The organism is Streptomyces sp. STAM6, assembly GCF_054963715.1.
On the sequence record NZ_JBUEFZ010000033.1, the window covers coordinates 1 to 25,113 of the forward strand.

Sequence of the window (25,113 nt, forward strand, 5' to 3'; positions counted from 1 at the left end):
ACAGGCGCCCCGGAGCCGAACGAGCCCTCAAAAAAAGGGGGGAAAGGCTGATGCCGTATGTTCCGCGGGGGCCGATTGCCGTCGCCGAGCTCGATCTCGACGGCCTCGACGGGCCCGTTCTTTCGTTCCGGCCGGTGAGCCGGTCGGATTCCGGCGGGGTCGAGGGCGATGTCTATGCCCTCGTGCGTTTCCGCGGCCGTCCGGTCGGCACGGTGCTGGGCCGGGTGGCTCCGGGCGCCGATCCGGCCGCCGCGGTCACCGCGTTGGCCCGTGAGCGGCTCGCAGGCCGGCCCGAGCCCGAGCCGGAGACGCACGGCGACCCGCCTCGGACTTCCGTCGTCGTGGCCACCCGTGAGCGGGCGGGGCTGCTGGCCCGGGCCCTGGACTCCCTCGTGGATCAGGATCACCCCGACTACGAGATCGTCGTCGTGGACAACGCGCCGAGTACCCGCGCCACGCAGGAGTTGGTGGCGCGGAAGTACGCGGACCGCGTGCGGTACGTACGCGAACCCGTGCCGGGGCTCGCGGCCGCGCACAACCGGGGGGTGGCCGCCGCCGACGGCGCGGTCGTCGCCTTCACGGACGACGACGTGGTCGCCGATCCGCACTGGCTGACCGCCCTGAGCGCGCCGTTCGCCGACGACCCGCGGCTCGGCTGCGTCACGGGTCTGATCCTTCCGGCGCAGCTGCGTACGCCCGCGCAGATTCTTCTGGAGAGCCACGGCGGTTTCGCCAAGGGTTTCGCACCGCGACGGTACGACCCGGATCGCCCGCCCGCGGACGAGCCGCTCTTCCCGTTCACCGCGGGTTCCTTCGGTTCGGGCGCCAACATGGCTTTCCGGACCGGCGCCTTGAGGGCGGCGGGCGGCTTCGACCCGGCGACCGGTACCGGCACACCCGCGCGGGGCGGCGACGACCTGTACGCGTTCGTCAGCGTGCTCGCCGCCGGGCACCGGCTGCTCTACACCCCCGACGCCCTGGTGTGGCACCACCACCGCGAGACCTGGCAGGACCTGCGCGATCAGGCCTACGGGTACGGCGCGGGTCTCACGGCGTACCTGACCGCTCTGGTCGCCCGCCGCCCGGCCCTGCTGCCCGCGCTCCTCGCGCGTCTTCCGCGGGGCCTCGCGCACGCCCGTGCGATGACCGCGCGGCGGGGCGGCTCGGACCCGGGTGTTCCCGGCGAGCACGGCGGCCGGAGCCATCCGTGGCCGCGCAGCCTGTCGCGGCTGGAGCGGCGCGGCATGCTCTACGGGCCGATCGGCTACGTCCGCGCCCGTCTGCGCGTCAGGGGACTGATGGAGGAGGCGAGATGAGCCCGCGCATACCCGTCCTGCTGTACCACGCCGTGATGGACGATCCGCCGGCCTGGATCGCCGAGTTCACGGTCGCTCCCCGGGAGTTCGGGGCGCAACTGGACGCCATCGTGGCCAGCGGCCGTACGCCCGTGACGGTTTCGGCGCTCGTGCGCGGTCTGGCGGGGCGGGACACGCTGCCGCCCCGCCCGGTCGTCCTCACCTTCGACGACGGTTTCGCCGATCTGCCCGGGCCGACGGCGGAGGCGCTCGCCTCCCGGAATCTGCCCGCCACCGCGTACCTGACGACCGGGGCGATCACGCCGGGCCGGTCGAGTCTGCTGCCGCCCGCCCCGATGATGGCGCTCGCGCAGGCACCGCTGCTGGAGCGGTACGGCATGGAGGTGGGCGCGCACACCGTCACCCACCCGCAGCTGGACACCCTTCCGGCCGGCGAGGTCCGCCGTGAGCTGCGCGAGGCCAAGGCGGTCCTGGAGGACGTCCTCGGTCACGAGGTGGCGCACCTGGCCTATCCGCACGGATACAACAGCCGGGCGGTGCGCCGGGCCGCCCGGGCCGCCGGTTACGCGTCGGCCGTCGCCGTGCGGCACGCGCTCAGCTCGGAGTCCGACGAGGCGTTCCGCATCGCGCGGCTCATCCTGCGCCGTACGCACACCGTCGCCGACGTGGAGGACTGGATGGCCGGCCGGGGCGCGAAGGCCGCTCCCTATCCCGACTCGCCGGTGACGGTCGGCTGGCGGGTGTACCGGAGAGCCAGAGCGAGATTGCGGGGCCCGGAGTTCGCCGGCTGAGGAACCGGCGAACCCGGTCGAGAGCCGTACAAATCCCAAGCAGGTTCCTATACTTCGCTGAAGCGACCACATGTCGTGGGGGGAGTCGCACCGTGCAGCAGCAACGCCGGGCACCACGAGCGCACCACCCACCGGACGGCGACCGCGGGGTTTCCGGCCCGGGAGGCCCACGCCCCGGGGCGCCGGCCACGCCGGCCGCCGACGGGCGGGCCGACGGGGATCCGCTCGTCCCGGCCGGTGCGCCGCCGCCTGCCAGACCCCGCCGCCGGGCGCCGGGGCCGCGGTCGTTCTTCAGTGTGCTGCTCCTGCTCGTCGCCGCCGCGCTGTGGCTGTACGCGCTGCCGCGGACCGACTTCCGCGACATCGGGGACTTCGGGCTGCTCGACCGCTTCCCGGTGGCGTTCTACGCCGCTCTGGCCGTCCTCACGGCCGGGTTCCTGGTCGCCCTGCGGCGTGCCGGGACGGCCCCCTGGTGGCCCGCCACCTACACGGTGGCCATGCTGGTGGCGCTGAAGGCGCCGCCGGCCGTGCTGTACGACTCGGTGCGTTACGCCTGGGCGTCCAAGCACGACGCGGTGATCAGCCGGCTGATCACCGAGGGAACGGTCCATCCGTACACCGAGCTGTCGGGCGGCATGTCCGCCTATGACCAGTGGCCCGGCTTCTTCTCCCTGAACGCCGCGCTCGTACGGTCCTTCGGCGTGGAGACGGCCGCCTCGTTCATCAACTGGGCGCCCGTGGCGCTCGGGTTGCTGACGCTCCCTGTGCTGATGCTGATCTACCGCACGTTCAGCGACGACTGGCGCCTGGTGTGGACCGGGGTGTGGATCTTCCAGCTGGCCAACTGGGTCGGCCAGGACTACCTCTCGCCGCAGGGCTTCTCCTACCTGCTCTACCTGACGGTGTTCGCGGTCGTCGTGCGGCACTTCGTCCGCCCCGGCTCCGCCGGCCGGCTGCGCGACCGGGCCCGTCTCGATCCGGCCGCGGCGACCGTGCCCCCGCCCACCGGCGCCCGCCAGCGCGCCGTCTGCGTACTGATCGTCGCCCCCCTGATCGGCACGATCAACGCCTCCCACCAGCTCACGCCCGTGATGTTGTGCGCGACGCTGTTCGCGCTCTGCCTCACCCGCCGCTACCGCAACATCGGTCTGCTCGTCGTCACCGGTGTCATCATGCTGATCTGGGACCTCACGATGGGCCGTGTGCTGTTCCTGGAGACGATGAGCACCCTGCGCGAGTCGGCGGGCGACCTGCTCGGCAACTCCCGCGCCGGATACGCCGGGGAACCCACCGGGCCCGGGCCCGAGCTCGTCGGCAACGCCAACATCCTCATGGTGCTGGCGCTGGCCGTCCTCGCCGGCACGGCGGTCCTGCTGCGCCGCAGGCTGGTGCGCAGCGCCCTGCCGCTGCTGCTGGCGGCCGCCGCCCCGGTGCCGATGTTCGCCGTCAACGACTACGGCGGCGAAATGCTCTTCCGGGTCTATCTGTTCGGTCTGCCCGGCACCGCGTTCTTCGCCGCGGCCGCGCTGGTCCCCGCCGCCGGGGCGGTGGGCCGCGCCGCCAGGGCCGCCCGCCGGATCACGGTGGTCGCCCTGCCCGTGGCCCTGGCGGCGCTGCTGGCGGGCTTCCTGCCCTCGTACTACGGCAAGGAAGGCATGCACTACGCGCCGCCCGCCGAGGTCGCCCTGGTGCGGCGGGCCTACGACCGGGCGCCCGACGGGGCCCTGATCCTGGCCGCCACCGGGTCGTTCCCCGGCGCCTACACCCGCTACGACCACTACGAGCGCTGGTTCTTCACCGAGCAGGACGTGCCCGAGAACCTGAAGATGCTCAAGGACCCGGCCGGCTACCTCGCCCGGGGCATCCCGGAAGGACGCCCGGCCTTCGTGATCCTCACCCCCACCCAGGGCGAGGCGGTCATCGGCGAGGGCTATCTGCCGCCCGGCAGCTTCGACACCCTCAAGGCCGACCTCACACGCTCGCCGCTGTTCGGCGTCGTGGAGGAGAGCGACCACGGCCTCGTCCTGGAGTACCGCCCCCGGTGACACGACAACCACCCTCACGGTGACGAGGAGGTCGCCATGCAGCCGACCCGTACGCAGCTCAGAATCGCCACGGCGGTCTCCGGATGGCTGGCGCTCGCCGCCACCGCGCTCCCCGGCGGCTCACCGCTGCGCTGGATCCCGGTGCTCGTCTTCGTCACGCTCGGCCCCGGCCTCGCGCTGCTCCACCCCCAGCCGGAGGGACTGCGCCCGGGCGCCCGGCTGGAGGCGCTCGCCCTGGCCGCGCCGGTCAGCCTGTCCCTGGCGACGCTCACCGCCACATCGCTCTTCCTCGTCCAGGGGTTCTCCGTGACGGTGTTCCTGGTGTCGCTCGCCACCTTCGCGACCATCGTCTCCGCGCTGCCCGGAGTGCCGCTGCCGGCGGCGACACGCGGGGCGGCCGGACGTGCTCAACGTGGCGGGGAGCGATGACGGGACGGCACGCCGGGGGAACGCGCAAGGCGACCTGGACAGCGCTCGCCCTGGCCGTCGTGGGCGCCCTGCTCATCGGCCTCGGCATCTGGACGGCCACCCGGTCCGGCGACGACGCGCGCCCCACCGGCGTCGGACTGCCCGAGAACGCCGCCTCCGGCGGCGCCCCCGAAGGGCCCTGCGCCCCCGACGCCCTGCTGGAGCCGCCGTGCGGCGCCTGGTGGGGCGCCTACGTGCCGTACGCCGCGAACGGCTCCCTCAAGGACGCGGTGCACGCCTTCGAGAAGAAGATCGGCCGCAGGCTCGATCTGGTCTACAACTACCACGACATGTCGAACACCGAGCTCGACGGACAACTCCTCACCCCGGACGAACAGGAGCTCGGCCGCGACCGGCTGCTGATGCTGGCCTGGGAGTCCACCGTCTGGACCCGGCCCCACCACGCCGGCTGGACCGAACGGCAGCTCGGCTGGAAGAACATCGCCTCGGGCGCGTACGACGAGGAGATCATCGATCCGCAGGCCCGCCGCATCAAGGCGTACGGCAAGCGCGTCTTCTTCTCCTTCGACCAGGAGACCGACTTCCGCATCAAGGAAGGCGCGGGCACCCCCGAGGAATTCGTCGCCGCCTATCGTCACATCCACGACCGCTTCGAGAAGCTCGGCGTGGACAACGTGGTGTGGGTGTGGACGGTCTCCGGCTACCTCGGCCACGCGCAGCAGATGAAGGAGCTCTATCCCGGCGACGACTACGTCGACTGGATCGGCATGGACCAGTACAACTACTACCTCTGCCACAAGTCGACCAACTGGCTCGACTTCGACCGCAGCCAGCGGCCGTCCTACGCATGGCTGCGCGCCCACATCTCCGCCGACAAGCCGATCATGCTCGCCGAGTTCGCCACCGCGCCCGACCCGGAGCGGCCCGGTCGCCAGCGCGACTGGTACGCCCGTATCCCGGCCGTCGCACCGACCCTCCCGAAGGTCCGGGCGCTGGTCCACTGGAACCGGCCGGTCCCGGGGGAGGGCTGCGACCTCACCGTCAACGCGGGCCCGGGCCTGGAGGGCTACCGCCTCGCCGGCCGGGACGACTACTTCCAGCAGCCCGTCCCCTCCTTCTGAAGGCCCGGTCGTCCTCCGGGGCACCTGCCACGTGCGTCGACGGTCGCCCCCTACCTTCGGCCGGGGGAGCCCCACGCCGGCCCACGCGCCCGGGCACGGCGGGACATCGGCCCCGCCACCGCCACCGCCGCCACCAGGCAGAGGAGCAGGAACACGGGCACGGCGGCCCCGGCGAAGGCGTCCTGCGCCGCCCAGCCGGTCACCGCCAGCACCCATACGGCGCCCGCCACGAGCCGGCCGTCCACGCCCAGCGCGTGCAGCGCCACCGCCGCGAGGCCCAGGCAGAGGACCTGTAGCACCAGGGGCATCGCGGCCAGCACCCCGGCGGGGTTCGTCAGGCCCGCCACCTCCGCGAGGAACCGCGCCGGCGCGGCCGTTCCAGGACCGCCGGCGGGGGCCGGGCGGATGCCCAGCAGCAGCGGCGCCGAGTGCAGGGCGGCCACGCTGACCAGCACGGCGGCGCCGATGAGCGCGGGCCGCAGCCGCTGCAGGGACACCGCCGCGCCGAAGACGACGATCAGCAGGATGCCCGCCGTGAGCGTCACGGGAGGCAGCGCGTCCAGCAGTTCGGCCCCGGTCAGCCGGTCGCGCCCCAGGGTCTCCGCACGGGCGAGCGGAATCCAGAACAGCCCCGCCGCGAGCGCCATCAGCAGCCAGAGCCAGCCGGTCAGCCACCGTTCGTCGCCCACGGTCCGGTCGTCGACGGACTCCCGCACGAACACGGGGAGTCCGAACGCGGGAGTCGCCGTGTCGTGCCCACCGCGCAGATACGTGGTCTGGCGCGCCCAGTCCGTGCCGTGGTCCCGTTCCGCGCGGGCCGCCTCCGCCCGCCGCTCGGCGGCCCGGCGGGCCCAGCTCGTGCCGTACTCGACCCGCTTGGCCCGGCGCCGGCCGAGGAGCCGCGCCGTCCGGGACGGCTTCGGTTCGCGGCCCGCCAGCGCGCCGCGCAGCCCCGGCACCGACAGCAGGCCCATCAGGGTCATGGACAGCAGCATCGCCAGACCGGCGCCGGAGATCCCGGCCGGGGTCATCAGGGCTGCCGCGCTGCCGAGGACCAGGACGCACATGGCGCCCTGCACGACGGCGAGCACACCGGTGCGGCCCTGGACGCGCAGCACCCCGATGTACAGCTCGACGGCGACGCGGGGCAGGGCGGCCGCGGCCAGCAGCCGCAGCACCGTCGTGCCGTGCTCGGCGTAGCTGGGGCCGAACGGCGTGAGGATCTGCGGGGCGAACACCACCAGCACGAGCACCACCGGCACCAGCAGCAGTGCCATCCGGCGCAGCGCGCCGCGTACGCCCTCCGCGAGGCTCTCGGGGCTGTGGGAGGCGTGTGCGGTGAGCGAGGAGGCCATGTTGATGGCCATGAACTCCATCGTGCCGCCGACCGTGTACGCGGTGTAGAAGTAGCCGTTGTGGGCGGCGTCGAAGCGGACCGCGACCATCACCGGCAGCAGATTGATCATCGCCAGGCTGAACAGCGCCCCGACGGAGTCCCCGGCGAGGAACCGGCCCATCTCCCGCAGCGGCGGCGGCTCGCGGTCCCGGTCGGCGGCGGCCTGCCGGGGGATGAGCCGGCGGAAGATCAGCCAGCCGAGCGGCAGCACCGACAGCGCGATGGCGGCCGCCCACGAGACGAAGATGCCGAGGACCGGCAGGGCGGTGGCGAACGCCACCAGCAGCAGCAGCTTGGCCGTGGAGAACACGGCGTTGCCGACGGGCACCCACACCGCGGTGCGCAGCCCGGTCAGGACTCCGTCCTGGAGGGTGAGCAGCGCCCATGCGACACAGGCCGCGACGAAGAACACCCCGGCGGTGAGCCCGTGCAGCGGCGCGTACGAGGGGCCCCACAGGTCCAGGGTGAACAGGAACGCCGCGGCGGCCACGCAGACGACGGCCGAGCTGACGGCATAGGCCCGCCACACCAGGGGGCCGGTGGCCCGGCCCGCGCGGGGCACGTACCGCACGACCGCGCCGATCATCGTGGTGGCGGTGATCGAGGCGAGCAGCCGCATCGCGGCGATGGCGGCCGAGCCCTGGCCGACCGCCTCCTCGGAGTAGTAGCGGGCGGCGACCAGCCAGAAGCCCAGGCCGAGCGCGGCCGAGACGCCGGTGGAGAGCATCAGCGCGTAGGCGTTGCGGAACATCGAGTCGCCGCCCCCGCCGCGCGGCTCCTCGCTCACCGTGACGTCGTCCGGCGTGCCGGACCGCACGGTCGTATCAGCCACCGTTCCCGCCCTGCGGCGGCGCGGGCCGGGCGCCCGAGGCGCGCAGGACGCCGAGGATCGTGTCCGCCCGCAGGGGGTCGGCGGGCAGGGCGTGCCGGGCGAACCAGCGCGCGGGCTCGGGGGAGGGCGACGGGTCGCCGAACGGCTCGCCCGCGTAGTCGTCGAGGGGCGGGTCGTAGAGGTAGCCGGTGGTGACCCTGGCGCGGGCCAGGGCGGCGACGGCCGCGTCCCGGTCGGCGACCAGCAGGGGCACGCGGAACAGTGGCCGGCCGGTGGCGCCCGGGTCGCCCCACGGCGACGCCTGGAGCTTCTCGGCGCCGGCGCGGTGCGCGGCGAGGGTGGTGTCCAGGCGCCGCAGGAGCCGCTCGGTCCGCCGCAGCCGGGGCCGCCCCGGGGTGATCCGGTAGTCGTGCATGTCCACCCGTACCCACGAGTGGAAGGGTACGAGCCCGGGTGCGGCGGCCACCGCCTGTTTCAGTTCACCGGGCCGCAGCGGCATCCGGATCTCCTCGCGCTCCTCCTGTCCGAGCATCCGCAGCGTGGCGCGGGCGGCCCGTACCAGGCGCAGGCCGCGCACGGCCGCCTCGGCGTACGGCCGTGTGAGGTAGGCCAGTTCGGAGGTGAGCCTGGGCGGGTGCAGCAACGCGTCCCGGACACGGGCCAGTTCGGTCCGGAGGGCGGGGTCCCGGACGGTGAGGAAACCGCCGGTCTTGGCGCCCGTGTGCTTGGAGAGACTGAAGACGGACGCGTCCCCGAAGGTGCCGACGGGCCGGCCGGCGACCTCGCCGCCGATCGCGTGCGCCGCGTCCTCCAGCAGCGGAATGCCCAACTCGTCGCATTTGGCGGCGAGTTGGGGAGCGGGATCGGGATTCCCGTACAGATTGGTGGTGAGTACGGCGGACAGGCCGCGCCATGTCGCGTCGGGCACGGCGGCCATGTCGATCGACGCGTCCCGGGCGTTGAGCGGCGCCTGTACGGGGCGCAGGCCGGCGGCGAGCACCACGAAGAAGATGACATCGTCGTTGACGGGCGACATGAGCACCCGGCCCCCGGGCGGGCACCAGTGGCGCAGCGCCACATACAGTCCGAGCCGGCACGACGGTACGTACAGGCACTGTCTGCCGAGGCGCGCGCCCATCAGCTCTTCCAGAGCCACGTAAACCATGTGATTCCCCCCTGAGCCCCGGGCCAATGTCGCCCAATCCGGACGACCCCGTCAAGAAGGCGGAAGGGCCCATCCCTTGACGGAATGGGCCCTTCCGGAGCGTCCTTCGCACAGGCGGCGACGGTGGCTCACTCCTCCAGGGTCAGACCCTTGCGGAGCTTGCCCAGGGTGCGCGCGAGCAGCCGGGAAACGTGCATCTGCGAGATGTTGAGCTCCTCGCCGATCTCCGACTGGGTGAGCCCGGCGACGAAGCGCAGGGAGAGGATCTGCCGGTCGCGCGCCGGGAGCGAGGCGATCAGCGGCTTGAGGGACTCGATGTACTCGATGCCCTCCAGGCCGTGGTCCTCGTAGCCGATGCGGTCGGCCAACGCGCCCTCGGTGTCGTCCTCCTCGGGCTGGGCGTCGAGCGAGCTGGCGGTGTACGCGTTGCTCGCCGCCATGCCCTCGACGACCTCGTCCTTGGTGATGCCCAGTTTCTCGGCGAGTTCACCGACGGTCGGCGAGCGGTCCAGCTGCTGGGCCAGCTCGTCGCCCGCCTTGGCGAGGTCGAGGCGGAGCTCCTGCAGCCGCCGCGGCACGCGCACGGACCAGGAGGTGTCGCGGAAGAAGCGCTTGATCTCCCCGACGATGGTTGGCATCGCGAAAGTGGGGAACTCGACGCCGCGGGAGAGTTCGAAGCGGTCGATGGCCTTGATCAGGCCGATGGTTCCGACCTGGATGATGTCTTCCATCGGTTCGCTGCGGGAGCGGAACCGGGAGGCCGCGAACTTGACCAGGGCGAGGTTGAGCTCGACGAGCGTGTTGCGGACGTACGCGTATTCGTGGGTGCCCTCCTCGAGGGCCTCCAGGCGGGCGAAGAGCGTCTTGGACAGGGCCCTCGCGTCGAGTGGTTCGACCTCGGCGTACGGGGGGATCTCGGGCAGGTCGCCGAGCTGTTCGAGCTGCTCGGCCCGCGCGATGCGGTTGTTCGGGTCGATCTCGTGGGGCGCAGTTGCCGACGTCGCGCGGGGGGTGCGCGTCTCGTCGAGCCGGGGTGACATGGTCTCCTCCATCGTTCTCGGCATATGGCCGCCGATGCCCATACAAATGGCTGCGGTGTGCGGCGCCTCCAAGCCGGCCGTGTTGGTGTGTCCCTCTAGCCCTACCCGTTCCGCACGGATCGTTGCAAGTGTCAATTGTCTCATAGGTCCGGTTTGTGGGGGAGTCCGGCTACCCGTGGAGCGTTAATTGGGCGTAGTGTTCTACCGACTCAACGGCATCGGCGAAGAGGGGCGGCATGGACCGCGGGACGGTCGGCAGCGCGAATCAGGGCCGACTTCGGGTCGGGGTCCGGACGGAGGGCCGCAGCGAGGTTCTCACTCCGGTGGGTGAGCTCGATCACCACACGGCCGATTTGCTGCGCGAGCCGCTGGACGCGGCTCTCGATCAGGGGCGTTCACGCCTCGTGGTCGACTGCTCGCAGCTCGCTTTCTGCGACTCCACCGGGCTCAATGTGCTGCTCGGGGCCCGACTGCGGGCCGAGGCGGCAGGGGGAGGGGTTCACTTGGCCGGAATGCAGCCCGTCGTGGCCAGGGTCTTCGAGATCACCGGCGCGGACGCGGTCTTCACCGTCCACGACTCCCTGGAAGCGGCACTGACCGACTGACGGACCCGGACCCCTCCGCAGGGGGCTGACCGCCCCTGTCATGAGCGAGGGCGGACAAAGCGGGTGTCGTCCCCGGAGGTCCGGGCAGAAGAACCCCGCGGCACTGCTCAGAGAACCCATGCACTCTCTGTGTCGAAGTAATGGCGAACTGGTGAATCGGTGAGGTGAAGCGCTGATGGGCACCACCCAGCAGCATCCGCCGAGCGATCTCGGCCCCGAGCCCGAAGGCTCGGCCGCCGGCGTCGGCGCCCCCGCTGCGGCGTCCGCTGCGCGCCCCACCGCGTCGGCCGCGCCCGGCGCGGACGGCTCACGCCCTGTCGGAGGGGCGCACGCGGCCTCGGCGGGCGGCACGCGGGAACCGCATGTGCGGCGGCTGTCCCTGGGGAGCGCCAGCGGGATCGTTCCTCTTGCCCGTGACTTCACCCGGCAGGCCCTCTACGACTGGGGCTGGCTGCCCGCCGCCAGCGCCGACCGGCGTGCCGCCGCGGAGGACGTCCTGCTGGTCGTCTCCGAGCTCGTCACCAACGCCTGTCTGCACGCGGAGGGCCCCGAGGAACTCCGCGTCTCGCTCACCTCGAAGGTGCTGCGGCTGGAGGTCGAGGACCGAGGGACCGGGCAGCCTGCGCCGCGCACCCCGCACAGGGCCGGACGCCCCGGCGGGCACGGCATGTTCATCGTCCAGCGCCTCTGCCTGGACTGGGGCGTCCAGCGGTCCGCCGACATGCCCGGCAAGACCGTCTGGGCGGAGCTCGCGGCCCCGGCGTAGCGGTCACGCGAGTCCCGCGGGGCTTTTGAAGCTGTTGTGGAGCACGGCGATAGGCCGTGCTCTTTGTCTTCCCTCGGCAAGGTCCCCGGCGTACCTTGAGCGCCCAATCTGATGTGCCGTCAGTAACTGGACGGCTTCCGGTGAGGTGATCTCGAGGTGTCGAACCAGAAGCGGACAGCTCTCGCGCTGACGGCCGCGGTCGCCTGGACGGCGGTCCTGACGTCCGCCCCCGTCGCCCGGGCCGCCGTCGTGGACGTCGACTACGCGTGCCGGACGCCGATCGGCCCCAAGGGCGCCGTCTCGCCGATCGACATCACGAGCGTGAAGAGCGGCGGCGCTCACCGGCTCACCATGACCTTCCGGAAGGGCGTCTCCTCCAGCCCGGTGGAGCTCGGCAAGGGCGCCATGAACCCCAGCGCCGTGATCGAGGTGGGTGGCGCGGACAGCGGAACGGTCACCGTCTCCGGACCGTCCAACGAGGCCGCGATACCCGCCAACACCCCCATCAAGATCAGCGACTTGTCGGGGACGTACACCCCGAGGAAGAGCGGGAAGGTCACCTTCACCGCCGGGGTCCTCACCATCAAGGCGCTCGGCACGACCACCACGTGCACGCCCAGGAACAACCCGAAGCCGTCACTGGAACTCGACGTCACCGGCAGCGCCTCCCAGGCGGCCCCCTCGGGCGGGGAACTCCCCAGGACCGGCCCGCTCGACTCGGCCGTGGCGCTCGGCACGCTCGGCGGCACGGTACTGCTCGTCGGAGCGGCCGGGGTGCTCTGGCTGACGCGCCGGGCGTAGGCGCAGGCCGTGCGTGACCGCGCCGTGGCCGCCCTCACGGTCCTGCTCTGCGCCCTCACGGCGCCCGCCGCTGCCGTCGTCCCCGCAGGCGGTCCCGGCACCGGCGCGGAGTGGACGGCGGAGCCCGCGGCCGGCGGCGGCAGACCGCGGCTCTACCTGGAAGGGCCGCCCGGCACGGTCCTGGAGGACCGCGTGTCGCTGACCAATCCCGGCGCCCGCCCGCTCACCCTCCGGCTGCGAGCCGACGGGCCCTGGATCGCGTTCGCGTCGGACCGCGTCACCGTCCCGCCCCGCACCCGCGCCGACGTGCCGTTCTCGGTGACCGTGCCGCCGGACGCGCCGCCCGGTGACCGGCCCGGCGCCCTCCGGGTGAGCGCCGCCGGGCGGGAAGTCGCCGTGCCCCTCCGGCTGCGCGTCGGCGGCCCCCGGCTCGGCGCCCTCACCGTCGAGGACGTCCACGTCGCCGCGGAGGCCGTCCACTACACGCTGGTCAACCGTGGCAACACCGTGTTGCGGCCACGGCTCGCGGTACGCGCGAACGGGCTTTTCGGCAAGGTCCTGCACCGTGCCCCTCGGGTGCTGCCGCAGCAACTGTGGCCCGGGCAGCGGCTGGAGCTCACCGAACCGTGGCCCGGCCGCGACCGGCCCGCCCTGGACCGGGTCACTGTCCGGCTGATCGTCACGGCCGACGGCGCCGCGCAGGCGGGGGCCGGCACGACCGCGGCCGTCGTCCCCGGGCCGCGGGAGCTGACCACCGCCGGGGCGGCGCTGCTCGCGGCGACCGGGGCGGTGGCGTGGTGGCGTCTGCGTCGCCGGGGCCGGTGCGCGACCGCCACGACCGCCGCGTCGACGAACCTGCCCTCCGGCGGCACGAACGCGCCCGCGTCGCCGACGGCCGCCCCCGCACAGGGACGCCGACCGGAACACGGAACGGAGCTGCCGGGGACGCGGTTGGGGGCCGGTGGGGGCGGGCTGCCACCTGTCGCCGGCAAGGCCGGGCCGGAGCGGCGGACGCGGGGACTTGAGGCGGAGAGGGGCGGGCCGGGGCGACGCGGGCCGGCACCTGCGGCAGGGGGGAGCGGGCCGGGGCGGGGCACTCAGGGGCCTGCGGCAGGCGGGAGCGGGTCCGGGCGGCGCGGGCCTGTGCCCGAGGCGGACCGGGGCAGCGCGGGGCGGCAGGGGCCGGGGGCCGAGACGGGTGGGAGCGGGTCGGTAGGGCCCGCACAGCGACGCCGGGCGACGGGAGTGGTCGAGTGAGCGGCACGGGCGGACGCGGGCGGCACGGGCGGGAGCGCGGACGCGGCTTCGGCCTCCCGGCGTGGGCGGCCGCGCTGACGGCCTGTGTACTGGCGCTCCTTCCCGCACTGCCACCGCCGGCCGGCACCGGCGCCGCCGCGGCGGAGAAGAAGCCCACCGTCGCGCTGTCGCGGCAACAGGCGGGAAAGGGCGGGGACATCACCGTCAGCGGTACCGGCTGGCGGCCCGGCGCCCTGCTGATGCTGCTCATCTGCGGGCGGTCCACACCCGCCACGGGCGTCATCGGCGGCACGAACTCCTGCGCCAACTCCGAGGGCCGTGCCGTCACCACGGACGCCCGGGGCGCCTTCAGCAAGCGGGTCCCGGTCGCCGAGCCGCCCACCCCCTGTCCCTGCGTGGTGCACGTGGCGACCGTGACCGGTGAACAGGCCACCGCCGACGCCCCGTTCACGGTGGCCGGCCACCCGGTGGCACCGCTGCCGGAGCGCACCGGCGACGGCCGGCTCGCCGTCCTCGCCGCCCTCCGGCTCGACGGGTCGAGCGGCCTCCTCGTCTGGTTCGGCGCCCCGCCCGAGCGCCGGCTCGTCCTCACCGTCGGCAATCTCGGCACCGCCCCGGTGAAGGACCCGGTCTTCCACGTGGGCACCGCTCACGGCGTCTACGCGCCGCAGTGGGAGGAGCGGCAGTGGCGCGGCACCGTCGCACCGGGCGGCAAGGCGCAGGTGGAACTCCCCGTCCAGCTCGCGGCCGGAGCCCACGGCGACTACCAGGTCTCCGTCAGATACGGCGGGAAGGTCCTGGCCGAGCAGCCGTGGGGCGTCGGGCGGCCCTGGGGCGTGACCCTCTTCTGGGTGCTGCTGGCCGTGGTCGTGCCGGCCGCGGTGTTCCGGATCGGCATGGCGGTCGTCGACCGCGTCCGGCCGGGGCGCCACCGTGCCGCGCCCGCGGCGGGCGCCGAGCCCGCGGCCGGGGCCGCGCCCGCCGCCGTCCCCGGACCGGCCGCCACCCCCACGGCGCTGCCGTGGTTCACCCCGGACTCCGCACCGTCAGAGAACCGACCGACGACGAAGGGACATTCGTGAGCACGCAACGGAGGATGAGCGCGGCCGGTGTCGCGCTGATGCTCGGCGGCGCGGGGATCCTGCTGGGCGCGGGACCCGCACAGGCCGCCGAGGTGTCGTACAGGACGGAGTGCATCCCGCCGCCCATCTCCGGTCTGCCGCCGGTGCAGGGCACCACCAAGGTGCGGATCACCGCCCCGGCGGAGGCGAAGGTCGGTGACGAGATCGAGGTGGTGTGGAAGACGGTCGAGGCCGCGTCGAAGAACCCCGACGTCCTCGACCTGGACAAGGACACCGTCAAGCCGACCGGCACGATCAGGGTGGCGGGTGCGCAGACCGCCGATCTCGCGATGGAGGGTCCCCGGCAGAATCCGCCGATCCCCAAGAACAGCCCGATGGTGCTGCCCGACATGAAGGGCAGACTGAAGCTGACGGCGGCCGGGGAGATCACCCTCACCCCCGGTGCGTACGCGATCAACGTCTCGAAGCCGATCTCCACGGACACGAAGTGCGCGCCCAAGGAGACGGTCCGGCCCGGCGCGACGATCAAGGTGACGGCGGACGGCGGCACCTCGGGCGGCACGACGGCCTCCGGCGGCACCACGACGTCCGGCGGCACGTCCTCCGGCGGCACCACGACGTCGGGCGGCACGACCACCACGGGCGGCGGCAGCGGGGGCACCACCACCTCGGGCGGCACGTCCTCCGGCGGCACCACGACCTCCGGCACCTCGTCCGGCGGCACCACGACCTCCGGTGGTACGACATCCGGCGGTACGACCGGTGGCGGAGGCGGGCAGACCGACTTCGAGGGCAAAGAGGTCAGCGTCCACTACTCCTGCAAGACGCCCATCGGCGACAAGGAGGCCACCTCACCGGTACGGATCAACGCCAGGAAGACCGGCGGCGGCTACGACCTCACCGTGAAGTTCTCCACGTCCGTCATGAACAGCCCGGCCGACATCCCCAAGGACTCCGTGAAGCCGTCCATGGAGGTCGGGCTCGGCGGCGCGGACAAGGGCTTCGTACACGTCGAGGGCCCCCTGAACAAGGAGCCCATCAAGTCGGGGGCGCCGATCGCGATCCCTGATCTCACCGGCACCTACAAGCCGGGTGCCACCGGGAAGACGACGCTCAGCCCGGGCGTCCTCACGGTCAAGGCGCTCGGCACGACGACGACCTGCACGCCGCCCGCCGGCGTGGCGGTCTCCCTGGAGCTCGACACCTCCGCGCAGCCGGGCGGCGCCGCCGGCGGTACGTCCTCCGGCGACAGCGGCGGGGCGAGCGGCGGGGCGGGCGGCACGTCCTCCGGCGGGGCCGGGGGAGGCCTCGCCGACACGGGCGCCGAGGACAGCGGTGCCCTGCGGGCCCTCGCCCTGGTCGCCGGCACGGTGATCCTGCTGGGCGGCGCGGTCTTCACGTTCACGCCCTGGCACCGGCTCCGGTGACGGCGGAGGGCCGCCGCACCGGAGACGGTGCGGCGGCCCTCCGGGGGTACGCGCGGGGCGGACGGCTGTCAGCGCACGGTGCCCATCAGCGCGTTGACCTTCTTGCGGTACGCGTAGATCGCGACACCGGCGATCACGGCGGCGACCGCCTCGAAGGCGACCACGCCGACGCCGTCCAGCTTCACCTCGGCCAGGCCGAGCAGACCGGTGACGCAGTCACCGGCGGTGACGGCCAGGAACCAGACGCCCATCATCTGGGAGGCGTACTTCTGCGGGGCCATCTTGGTGGTGACCGACAGACCGACCGGCGACAGGCACAGCTCGGCGACGGTGTGCATCAGGAAGATGAGCACCAGCCACCCCATGGTGACCTTGGTGTCGGTCCCCGCGGTCTGGCTCAGCGGCACGCAGAACACGAAGAACGAGGCGCCGACGATGACCAGGCCGATCGAGAACTTCACGATGGTGCTGGGCTCGCGGTTCCGACGGGCCAGGGCCATCCACATCCAGGCGAACACGGGGGCCAGGAGCACCACGAAGAACGGGTTCAGCGACTGGAACAGGACGTTCGGCATCTCCCAGCCGAACAGGCTGCGCTCGGAGTTCTTGTCGCCGAAGAGCGACAGGGTCGAACCGCCCTGGTCGTAGATCATCCAGAACACGGCGGCGGCCACGAAGAACCAGATGTAGGCGCTCATCTTGGTCTGCTCTTCGGACGACAGGTCCTTGTCCCGCTTGATCCGCGCGAGGACGGCGACGGGGATGACCAGGCCGGCGATCGTGATCGGGTACAGCGCCCACTTGATGGTGAACATGTCCATCGCGACCACGGCGCCGTAGAAGACGGCGGTGACGAGGAGGCCGATGACGACCTTGGTGAGGACCTTGTTGCGCTCGGTGGCCGTGAGCGGGTTCGGGACGACGCTGCTCCGCGGGTTCAGCGTGCGGCCGGCCAGCAGGAACACCAGCAGTCCGAGACCCATGCCGACCGCGGCGAGCAGGAAGCCGAGGTGCCAGTTGACGAGCTCGCCGACCATGCCGATGCCGACCGGCGCGAGGAGGGCGCCCAGGTTGATGCCGATGTAGAAGACCGTGAAGCCGCTGTCCCGGCGGGAGTCGTCCGCACCCTGGTAGAGGTGGCCGACCATCGTGGAGATGTTGGCCTTGAGCAGACCGGAGCCGACGGCGACCAGCAGCAGGCCGGTGAAGAACGCGATCTGGCCCGGCAGCGCCAGCGACACATGGCCTGCCATGATCACGGCACCGGCGATGGCGACGGTCTTGCGGGCGCCCCAGACGCGGTCGCCGAACCAGCCGCCCGGCATGGCCATCAGATAGACCATGGCCACGTACACGGAGTAGATCGCCGTCGCCGTGGTGGCCTTGAAGGCGAGGCCGCCGCCCTGGCTTCCGATCGCGGCGTCCGTACCGCCGGAGACCAGGTACAGGACGAGGAGCGCACGCATGCCGTAGTAGGAGAAACGCTCCCACATCTCGGTCATGAACAGCGTGGCCAGGCCGATCGGGTGGCCGAGGAACGTCTTCTCGTGAGCCGGGCTCGCCGAGGCGTTCGTCAGGCTGGAAGCCATGTCGATCCTTGTTGTGTCGGGACGCGCTCTGCTTCGTGAGCCGTCACGCGCCCGGTGGGGGGTGGCCGGCACCGGCACGAGTTCCGCCCCCCACCCACGCCCGAGGGGGTTCGCTCCGGGGTGACGGAGACGAGAGGGCAGTGCGCACCGAGACACCCCGGAGCGCGACATCGCGCCACGGGGGCCGACCCACGGTCATTCGCTGACGCGGGGCCGGCGGGCCGGCCTCGCGCAGAAAAGGGACCCTCGGTGCTTGAAGCAACCAAAGGGTCCCGCGTAGTACATCAGGCGTCTTGCCACCATACGACACGCCAGGGTCGCATATGGAAGGACTTGAGATATGGATCACAGGTTTTGCAGGAACCGGTGGCCCACTTTCGAAGGTGTTACCCAGGATGTCATCCCATACGCGCAGGCTTTGACGATCATCGGTCGATCGCACGACGAGCCGCTGCCCCCGCGGACTACCATCACCCCATGACCCGTGTACTGCTCGCCGAGGACGACGCATCCATCTCGGAACCGCTGGCCCGCGCCCTGCGGCGGGAGGGGTACGAGGTCGAGGTGCGGGAGGACGGACCCGCCGCGCTCGACACCGGACTGCAGGGCGCGGTGGACCTGGTCGTGCTCGACCTCGGGCTGCCCGGGATGGACGGCCTCGAAGTGGCCCGGCGGCTGCGCGCCGAGGGGCACACGGTGCCGATCCTGGTCCTGACGGCCCGTGCCGACGAGGTCGACACCGTTGTCGGGCTCGACGCGGGTGCCGACGACTACGTCACCAAGCCGTTCCGCCTCGCCGAGCTGCTCGCCCGCGTCCGGGCGCTGCTGCGGCGTGGCGCCGCCGAGCCCGCCCCGCAGCCCGCCACCCACGGCGTGCGCATCGACGTCGAGTCGCACCGTGCCTGGATGGGCGAGGAGGAGCTCCAGCTCACCGCCAAGGAATTCGACCTGCTGCGGGTCCTCGTCCGGGACGCCGGCCGGGTCGTCACCCGCGACCAGCTGATGCGCGAGGTCTGGGACACCACGTGGTGGTCCTCGACCAAGACGCTCGACATGCACATCTCGTGGCTCCGCAAGAAGCTCGGTGACGACGCGGCGAACCCGCGCTACATCGCCACCGTCCGCGGTGTGGGCTTCCGCTTCGAGAAGAGCTGACGGAGCCGTGTCACCCGCCCGGAGGGCACCGTGCGCCGCCGACTGATCAACTCCACGCTCGCCGTGGTGCTCGTCGTCATCGCGGTCTTCGGGGTCTCCCTCGTCATCGTCGAGACGCGCACCATCAGCAGCACCGCACAGGAGAGCGTGGACACCGAGGCGGTGCGCCTGGCGAGCATCGTCGACAGCCGGCTCGTCGGCGGGGAACCGGTCAACCCGGACATCCTCGCCGAGCAGAGCGGCGCCAAGCGGTACGCGGTGATCCGGATTCCCGGCCGGCCCCCCATCGAGGTGGGCGAACGTCCGCAGGGCAGCGTCATCCGCGGCACCGCCGACGGCGAGCGCGGTGAGACCGTGACCGTGGAGGAGCCGCGCTCCGCCGTCACCGCCGAGGTCGGCCGCACCCTGCTGATCATCGGCGCCGTGGCGCTGCTCGCGGTGGTGGCGGCCGTCCTCCTCGCCGTCCGCCAGGCCAACCGGCTCGCCTCGCCGCTCACGGACCTCGCCGAGACCGCCGAACGCCTCGGCTCCGGCGACCCGAGGCCGCGGCACAAGCGGTACGCCGTGCCCGAGCTGGACCGGGTCGCCGACGTCCTGGACGCCTCGGCGGAGCGGATCGCCCGCATGCTCACCGCCGAGCGGCGCCTCGCCGCCGACGCGTCCCACCAGCTCCGTACACCACTGACCGCGCTGTCCATGCGGCTGGAGGAGATCTCCGCCACCGACGACCTGGCGACCGTCAAGGAGGAGGCGACGATCGCGCTCACCCAGGTCGAGCGGCTCACCGACGTCGTCCAGCGGCTGCTGACCAACTCGCGCGACCCCCGCACCGGCTCCGCCATCGCCTTCGACCTCGACGAGGTCGTCAAGCAGCAGATCGAGGAGTGGCGGCCCGCCTACCGCAGCGCCGGCCGGGCCGTCGTGCGCTCCGGGAAGGTCGGCATGCGGGCGGTGGGCACCCCGGGGGCGGTCGCCCAGGTACTGGCGGCGCTGATCGAGAACTCACTGATGCACGGCGGCGGCACGGTCGCCCTGCGCACCCGGGTCACCGGCAACCAGGCCGTCGTGGAGGTCACGGACGAGGGCCCCGGCGTCCCCGCGGACCTGGGCGCCCGGATCTTCGAGCGCACCATCAGCGGCCGCAACTCCACCGGCATCGGACTGGCCGTGGCCCGGGACCTGGCCGAGGCGGACGGCGGACGGCTGGAGCTGCTCCAGCCGCAGCCGCCGGTCTTCGCGCTGTTCCTCAGCCGGGAGGCCGGGAGCCGCAGGGACAAGGACGACGAGCCGCCCACGGTCCGCTAGGGGGCGTGTTTCGGAGGTCCCGTCCGGCCGCGGGCGTCCGGCACGCACGCACCAGACGCCCGTGGCCCCGCCCTCCGGGCGGACGACGCTGTTGTCGACAACCCCTAGCGGGCGCCCTGGCCGGCCGACGCGGTCGTCGACTCGTGCCGGCGCTGCTCCAGGAACGACTCCGCCGCCGGTACGGTCTCGCGGAGCGGCAGCGCCCGGAAGACCCAGGTGCGGTACGACCAGAAGCGGAACAGGGTCGCCACCCCGATGCCGAAGAACTTGAAGAAGTTGCTCTGCAGCGGGGAGTCCCAGTCGAAGCCGTACGTCGCGGCGTACAGCACACCGTTCTCGATCACCAGCCCGGCCAGGCTGAACAGCAGGAAGAGCGACAGCTCCCTGGTCCGGCCGCTCTTGTCGCGGTCCCGGTAGGTGAAGTAGCGGAAGCCGACGTAGTTGAAAGCGATCGCCACCACGGTGGCCAGCAGGCTGGCCCGGACCACGGGGATCTCCGTGGTGTGGCGCACGAGGTTGAAGACCGCCATGTTGACCAGCAGTCCGAGGCCGCCGACGACGCCGAACTTGGCGACCTCCCGGACGAGCTGGTCCAGCCGCACCCGTAGGCCCTGTCCGGCCGGCCCCGCGGGGGCCGCGGGCCCCGGCGCCGCACCTCGCCCAGCGCCCTGATCCGGCCTGCTCGACCGCGCGGGGCCTGGTGCGCCTCGTTCACTCATGGTGATCTTTCAGCCCCGTCCGGTCGATACGGTCAACCCAGCCATGCTAACCACCACCCGTGCGTGGCGCGCGGGCACGAGAGGAGTGGTGTAAGCAGCACCGTGACGGGTCTCCGCGGGCGCCGGATACTCTTGGAGGGTGACGTTCCCGGTAGTCGGCATGGTCGGTGGCGGTCAGCTCGCCCGTATGACCCACGAGGCGGGCATCCCCCTCGGCATCAAGTTCAAGCTCCTCAGTGACACACCTCAGGATTCCGCGGCCCAGGTGGTGAGCGATGTCGTCATCGGCGACTACCGCGACCTGGACACGCTGCGTGACTTCGCGCGTGGCTGCGACGTGATCACTTTCGATCACGAGCACGTCCCGACCGAGCACCTGAGGGCCCTGGAGGCTGACGGCATCCCCGTCCGCCCGGGGCCCGACGCTTTGGTCCACGCCCAGGACAAGGGCGTGATGCGGGCGAAGCTCGACGAGATCGGCGCTCCGTCCCCGCGCCACCGCATCGTCGCGGACCCCGCCGACGCGGCGGCCTTCGCCGCCGAGGTCGGCGGCTTCCCGATCATCCTCAAGACCGTGCGCGGCGGGTACGACGGCAAGGGCGTGTGGTTCGTGCGCTCCGAGGACGAGGCCCGCGACCCGTTCCTGGCGGGCGTCCCGGTCCTCGCCGAGGAGAAGGTCGACTTCGTGCGCGAGCTCGCGGCGAACATCGTCCGCTCGCCGCACGGCCAGGCCGTGGCCTACCCGGTCGTGGAGTCGCGGCAGGTCGACGGCGTCTGCGACACCGTGATCGCCCCGGCGCCCGACCTGCCGGACGAGCTGGCGGGCCAGGCCCAGGAGCTGGCGCTGCGGATCGCCCAGGCGCTCGGCGTCGTCGGCCACCTCGCCGTGGAACTCTTCCAGACAACCGACGGCCGCATCCTCGTCAACGAGCTCGCCATGCGCCCCCACAACTCGGGCCACTGGACCCAGGACGGTGCGATCACCTCGCAGTTCGCCAACCACGTCCGCGCCGTGCTCGACCTGCCGCTCGGCGACCCCCGCCCGCGCGCCACGTGGACGGTCATGTGCAACGTCCTGGGCGGCGACTATCCCGACATGTACGCGGCGTATCTCCATTGCATGGCCCGCGACCCGCAGCTGAAGATCCATATGTACGGCAAGGACGTGAAGCCGGGCCGCAAGGTCGGGCACGTCAACACCTACGGCGACGACCTGGACGACGCGCTGGAGCGCGCGCGCCACGCCGCCGGCTATCTGCGAGGAACGATCGTTGAGTAATCCACTCGTGGGCATCGTCATGGGCTCGGACTCCGACTGGCCCGTCATGGAGGCCGCGGCCCAGGCCCTCGACGAGTTCGAGATCCCGTACGAGGTCGATGTCGTCTCCGCCCACCGCATGCCGCGCGAGATGGTCGCCTACGGCGAGCAGGCCGCCGACCGCGGTCTGAAGGCGATCATCGCCGGCGCCGGCGGCGCGGCCCACCTCCCGGGCATGCTGGCGTCCGTGACGCCGCTGCCGGTCATCGGCGTTCCCGTCCCGCTGAAGTACCTCGACGGCATGGACTCGCTGCTGTCGATCGTCCAGATGCCGGCGGGCGTCCCCGTCGCCACGGTCTCCGTCGGCGGCGCGCGCAACGCCGGCCTGCTGGCCGCGCGCATCCTGGCCTCCTTCGACGCCGACCTGCTCGCGCGCATGCAGGAGTTCCAGCAGGAGCTGAACGACCAGGCCACGGAGAAGGGCAAGCGGCTGCGCGCCAAGGTCGAGGGCTCGGCGGCGTTCGGTTTCGCCAAGTGACGGCGGCCGGTTACGGCGAGGAGGCCCGCGAACTGCTGGCCTCCTTCCCCGTGGTGGACGGCCACAACGACCTGCCGTGGGGACTGCGCGAGAAGGCGGGCTACGACCTGGACCGCCTCGACATCGCGGTGGACCGGACCGGAACGCTGCACACCGACATCCCCCGGCTCAGGGCGGGCGGCGTCGGCGCCCAGTTCTGGTCGGTGTACGTCCGCAGCGACATGGCCGGTGACGACGCGGTCAGCGCCACCCTGGAGCAGATCGACTGCGTCGACCGGCTGCTCGCCCGTTACCCCGCGGACCTGGCGCCCGCGCTGACCGCGGACGACGTGGAGAGGGCACGGTCCGAGGGCCGTATCGCCTCCCTCAAGGGCGCCGAGGGCGGCCACTCCATCAACAACAGCCTCGCCACCCTGCGCGCCCTCTACGCGCTGGGCGTGCGGTACATGACCCTCACGCACAACGACAACATCGCGTGGGCGGACTCGGCGACCGACGAGCCGGGCGTCGGCGGCCTGTCGCCGTTCGGCCACGAGGTCGTCCGGGAGATGAACCGCCTCGGCATGCTGGTGGACCTCTCGCACGTGGCGGCGACCACCATGCGGGACGCGCTGGACACCTCCGATGCGCCGGTGGTCTTCTCGCACTCCTCGGCGCGCGCGGTCTGCGACCACCCGCGCAACATCCCCGACGACGTGCTGGAACGCCTCCCCGCGAACGGCGGGGTGGCCATGGCCACCTTCGTCCCGAAGTTCATCCTCCCCGCGGCGGTGGACTGGACCCGGCGGGCCGACGAGAACATGCGGGCGCACGGCCTGCACCACCTCGACACCACGCCGGCGGCGATGCGCGTCCACGCGGAGTTCGAGGCCGGGAACCCGCGACCGATCGCGACCGCGGCCACGGTCGCCGACCACCTCGACCACATGCGCGACGTCGCGGGCATGGACCACATCGGCATCGGCGGCGACTTCGACGGCACGGCCTTCACCCCCTCGGGGCTGGACGACGTGTCGGGCTACCCGAACCTGATCGCGGAACTGCTCGCGCGCAAGTGGTCGCACCCCGACATCGCGAAGCTCACCTGGTCCAACGCGGTCCGGGTGCTGCGCGACGCCGAGTCGGTGGCGAGGGGTCTCTCCTCCCGCGCCCCGTCGATCGCGACGCTCGCCGCGCTGGACGGCTAGGCCCGGGGCAGCGGTGACCGGGGCGCATGCTCCCCCGGTCACCCGAACGCAGTACGTCACCGTGAGGTGACCGGCGGTGCGTGCGACCGTGGGCGTGCCGGCTCACAGCCGCCGTCCCGAGTGGAGCTCACCCCATGGCAGACCTGCAGGATCACCCGTACGCCACCCCCTCCGCCGTCGGTGAGCTCGACGATCCGCCGAGCACCGCCGAGGCACCCGCCGCCTCCGAGACCGACATCGAGCGGGCCCGCGTACTTCTCGCCGCCCAGCTCGTGGTCGACGGCCACAACACCCTCGCCCAGGAACTCGACCGGACGCACTGGCACGACCTGGAGCACGGGGCCAGCGGCCTCGACACCGACATACCCCGCATCCGGGCGGGCGGCGTCGGCGCCCAGTTCTGGTCCCTGCACCTGGCGCCGGAGCACGCGGCGGCCACCCCCGACCGCCTCATCGCCGGCACGCTGGACCGGATCGACGCGGTACGGACCCTGATCGCGGCCTGCCCGGAGGCGCTGCGCCTCGCGCTGAGCGCCGCCGAGATGACCGCGGCCCGCGACTGCGGCCGGATCGCGTCCCTCCTCGGCCCCGTCTCGGGCACCGCCCTCGGCGACTCGCTCGGCACCCTGCGCGCCTACCACGCGCTCGGCGTGCGCAGCGTCGGCGTGGCCGGCGCCGGCTGGACGGCCGGCCCCTCGGGACTCACCCCCTTCGGGGAGGAGGTCGTCCGGGAGATGAACCGCCTGGGCATGCTCGTCGACCTCTCCGGGGCCTCCGCCGACACCATGCGCAGGGTCCTGGAGATCAGCAAGGCCCCGGTGATCCTCTCCCGGTCGGCCGCGCAGGCCCTCACCCCGCACCCGGCCAACGTCCCCGACGACGTACTCCGACTCCTGCACGCCAACGAAGGCGTCTGCATGGTCAGCTTCGCGCCCGACCAGGTCGCCCGCACCGGCCCGGCCACCCTGCGGCACGTCGCCGACCACGTGGAGCACGTCCGCGCGATCGCCGGAGCGGAGTGTGTGGGCGTCTCGGGTTCGTACGGCACCGCGACGCACGCCCCGCACACGGTCGGTCTGGAGGACGCTTCGTGCTATCCGAACCTGATCGCCGAACTGCTGCACCGTGACTGGCCCGAGACCGATATCGCCGCCCTGACCTGGGGCAACGCGGCACGCGTCGTACGCGAGGCGGAATACGTCGCACGCTGACCAGGGGAACACCCGGCGGCCACTCCCGGCACAGACGGAACGGATGCCCCGCCGGACGGCGTACACCCGGAAGCCCGC

22 protein-coding genes are annotated in these 25,113 nt (G+C 72.6%); 17 read left to right on the forward strand and 5 right to left on the reverse strand.

Going from position 1 to position 25,113, the window contains the following annotated elements; all coding sequences use genetic code 11:
* Positions 1 to 50: 50 nt before the first annotated feature.
* The 5 genes from ACY34K_RS27785 (at position 51) to ACY34K_RS27805 (ending at position 5,702) form a co-directional block, all read left to right on the forward strand.
* The gene (locus ACY34K_RS27785; protein ID WP_462751892.1) at positions 51 to 1,316 is read left to right on the forward strand and encodes a glycosyltransferase family 2 protein; all 1,266 of its coding nucleotides are present in this window, start codon (positions 51 to 53) and stop codon (positions 1,314 to 1,316) included.
* Positions 1,313 to 2,107, forward strand: a complete 795-nt coding sequence (locus tag ACY34K_RS27790; protein WP_462751894.1) for a polysaccharide deacetylase family protein — start codon at positions 1,313 to 1,315, stop codon at positions 2,105 to 2,107. The genes ACY34K_RS27785 and ACY34K_RS27790 overlap by 4 nt, the downstream gene beginning before the upstream one ends.
* A gap of 296 nt (positions 2,108 to 2,403) precedes the next feature.
* Complete coding sequence (locus tag ACY34K_RS27795; RefSeq protein WP_462751896.1) at positions 2,404 to 4,152, forward strand: hypothetical protein; 1,749 nt, start codon at positions 2,404 to 2,406, stop codon at positions 4,150 to 4,152.
* A 36-nt stretch (positions 4,153 to 4,188) separates the two neighbouring features.
* Entirely contained in the window at positions 4,189 to 4,581 is a 393-nt protein-coding gene (locus tag ACY34K_RS27800; RefSeq protein ID WP_462751898.1) for a hypothetical protein, read from the forward strand.
* Positions 4,578 to 5,702: a glycoside hydrolase family 26 protein gene (locus tag ACY34K_RS27805; RefSeq protein ID WP_462751900.1), complete on the forward strand. Its 1,125-nt coding sequence runs from the start codon at positions 4,578 to 4,580 to the stop codon at positions 5,700 to 5,702. Before ACY34K_RS27800 ends, ACY34K_RS27805 begins: the two co-directional genes overlap by 4 nt.
* A gap of 50 nt (positions 5,703 to 5,752) precedes the next feature.
* Here ACY34K_RS27805 and ACY34K_RS27810 read toward each other — a convergent pair whose 3' ends face one another.
* The 3 genes from ACY34K_RS27810 to ACY34K_RS27820 all read right to left on the reverse strand — a co-directional run bounded on the left by ACY34K_RS27810 (position 5,753) and on the right by ACY34K_RS27820 (position 10,147).
* The gene (locus ACY34K_RS27810; protein WP_462751902.1) at positions 5,753 to 7,930 is read right to left on the reverse strand and encodes a lipopolysaccharide biosynthesis protein; all 2,178 of its coding nucleotides are present in this window, start codon (positions 7,928 to 7,930) and stop codon (positions 5,753 to 5,755) included.
* A complete protein-coding gene (locus tag ACY34K_RS27815; protein ID WP_462751983.1) occupies positions 7,923 to 9,068 on the reverse strand; it encodes a DegT/DnrJ/EryC1/StrS family aminotransferase in 1,146 nt (381 codons plus the stop codon). The genes ACY34K_RS27810 and ACY34K_RS27815 overlap by 8 nt, the downstream gene beginning before the upstream one ends.
* A 155-nt stretch (positions 9,069 to 9,223) precedes the next feature.
* Positions 9,224 to 10,147: an RNA polymerase sigma factor SigF gene (locus ACY34K_RS27820; RefSeq protein ID WP_462751904.1), complete on the reverse strand. Its 924-nt coding sequence runs from the start codon at positions 10,145 to 10,147 to the stop codon at positions 9,224 to 9,226.
* A 224-nt stretch (positions 10,148 to 10,371) separates the two neighbouring features.
* Here ACY34K_RS27820 and ACY34K_RS27825 point away from each other — a divergent pair, with 224 nt between their 5' ends.
* The 6 genes from ACY34K_RS27825 to ACY34K_RS27850 all read left to right on the forward strand — a co-directional run bounded on the left by ACY34K_RS27825 (position 10,372) and on the right by ACY34K_RS27850 (position 16,073).
* Positions 10,372 to 10,740: an STAS domain-containing protein gene (locus ACY34K_RS27825; protein WP_462751906.1), complete on the forward strand. Its 369-nt coding sequence runs from the start codon at positions 10,372 to 10,374 to the stop codon at positions 10,738 to 10,740.
* A 175-nt stretch (positions 10,741 to 10,915) separates the two neighbouring features.
* Positions 10,916 to 11,506, forward strand: a complete 591-nt coding sequence (locus ACY34K_RS27830) for an ATP-binding protein (RefSeq protein ID WP_462751908.1) — start codon at positions 10,916 to 10,918, stop codon at positions 11,504 to 11,506.
* A gap of 156 nt (positions 11,507 to 11,662) precedes the next feature.
* Positions 11,663 to 12,307 carry a peptidase gene (locus ACY34K_RS27835; RefSeq protein ID WP_462751910.1) on the forward strand — a complete coding sequence of 215 codons (645 nt, stop codon included), beginning with the start codon at positions 11,663 to 11,665 and terminating at the stop codon, positions 12,305 to 12,307.
* Between the two features lie 9 nt (positions 12,308 to 12,316).
* Positions 12,317 to 13,564, forward strand: coding sequence for a COG1470 family protein (locus tag ACY34K_RS27840; protein ID WP_462751912.1), 1,248 nt, complete (start codon positions 12,317 to 12,319; stop codon positions 13,562 to 13,564).
* Positions 13,565 to 13,638: 74 nt separating this feature from the next.
* Entirely contained in the window at positions 13,639 to 14,646 is a 1,008-nt protein-coding gene (locus ACY34K_RS27845; protein ID WP_462751985.1) for a hypothetical protein, read from the forward strand.
* A gap of 14 nt (positions 14,647 to 14,660) precedes the next feature.
* A complete protein-coding gene (locus tag ACY34K_RS27850; RefSeq protein ID WP_462751986.1) occupies positions 14,661 to 16,073 on the forward strand; it encodes a hypothetical protein in 1,413 nt (470 codons plus the stop codon).
* 68 nt (positions 16,074 to 16,141) lie between these two features.
* On the opposite strand, the gene ACY34K_RS27855 is transcribed toward ACY34K_RS27850, so the two are convergent.
* Entirely contained in the window at positions 16,142 to 17,662 is a 1,521-nt protein-coding gene (locus tag ACY34K_RS27855) for a peptide MFS transporter (RefSeq protein ID WP_462751914.1), read from the reverse strand.
* Between the two features lie 477 nt (positions 17,663 to 18,139).
* On the opposite strand from ACY34K_RS27855, the gene ACY34K_RS27860 reads away from it, so the two are divergent.
* Both ACY34K_RS27860 and ACY34K_RS27865 read left to right on the forward strand, forming a co-directional pair.
* A complete protein-coding gene (locus tag ACY34K_RS27860; RefSeq protein WP_462751916.1) occupies positions 18,140 to 18,817 on the forward strand; it encodes a response regulator transcription factor in 678 nt (225 codons plus the stop codon).
* 30 nt (positions 18,818 to 18,847) lie between these two features.
* Positions 18,848 to 20,122 (forward strand): ATP-binding protein, encoded by a 1,275-nt coding sequence (locus tag ACY34K_RS27865; protein ID WP_462751918.1) that lies wholly within the window; start codon positions 18,848 to 18,850, stop codon positions 20,120 to 20,122.
* A 104-nt stretch (positions 20,123 to 20,226) separates the two neighbouring features.
* Here ACY34K_RS27865 and ACY34K_RS27870 read toward each other — a convergent pair whose 3' ends face one another.
* On the reverse strand, positions 20,227 to 20,724 hold the full coding sequence (locus ACY34K_RS27870) for a GtrA family protein (protein WP_462751920.1): 498 nt from the start codon (positions 20,722 to 20,724) through the stop codon (positions 20,227 to 20,229).
* A 277-nt stretch (positions 20,725 to 21,001) separates the two neighbouring features.
* Between ACY34K_RS27870 and ACY34K_RS27875 the strand changes: the two genes are divergently transcribed.
* From ACY34K_RS27875 to ACY34K_RS27890, 4 genes are all read left to right on the forward strand, one after another.
* Positions 21,002 to 22,120: a 5-(carboxyamino)imidazole ribonucleotide synthase gene (locus ACY34K_RS27875; protein ID WP_462751988.1), complete on the forward strand. Its 1,119-nt coding sequence runs from the start codon at positions 21,002 to 21,004 to the stop codon at positions 22,118 to 22,120.
* Between the two features lie 19 nt (positions 22,121 to 22,139).
* Positions 22,140 to 22,637 (forward strand): 5-(carboxyamino)imidazole ribonucleotide mutase, encoded by a 498-nt coding sequence (purE, locus tag ACY34K_RS27880; protein ID WP_462751990.1) that lies wholly within the window; start codon positions 22,140 to 22,142, stop codon positions 22,635 to 22,637.
* On the forward strand, positions 22,634 to 23,824 hold the full coding sequence (locus tag ACY34K_RS27885; protein WP_462751922.1) for a dipeptidase: 1,191 nt from the start codon (positions 22,634 to 22,636) through the stop codon (positions 23,822 to 23,824). Before purE ends, ACY34K_RS27885 begins: the two co-directional genes overlap by 4 nt.
* A 134-nt stretch (positions 23,825 to 23,958) precedes the next feature.
* The gene (locus ACY34K_RS27890; RefSeq protein WP_462751924.1) at positions 23,959 to 25,035 is read left to right on the forward strand and encodes a dipeptidase; all 1,077 of its coding nucleotides are present in this window, start codon (positions 23,959 to 23,961) and stop codon (positions 25,033 to 25,035) included.
* Positions 25,036 to 25,113: the final 78 nt, after the last annotated feature.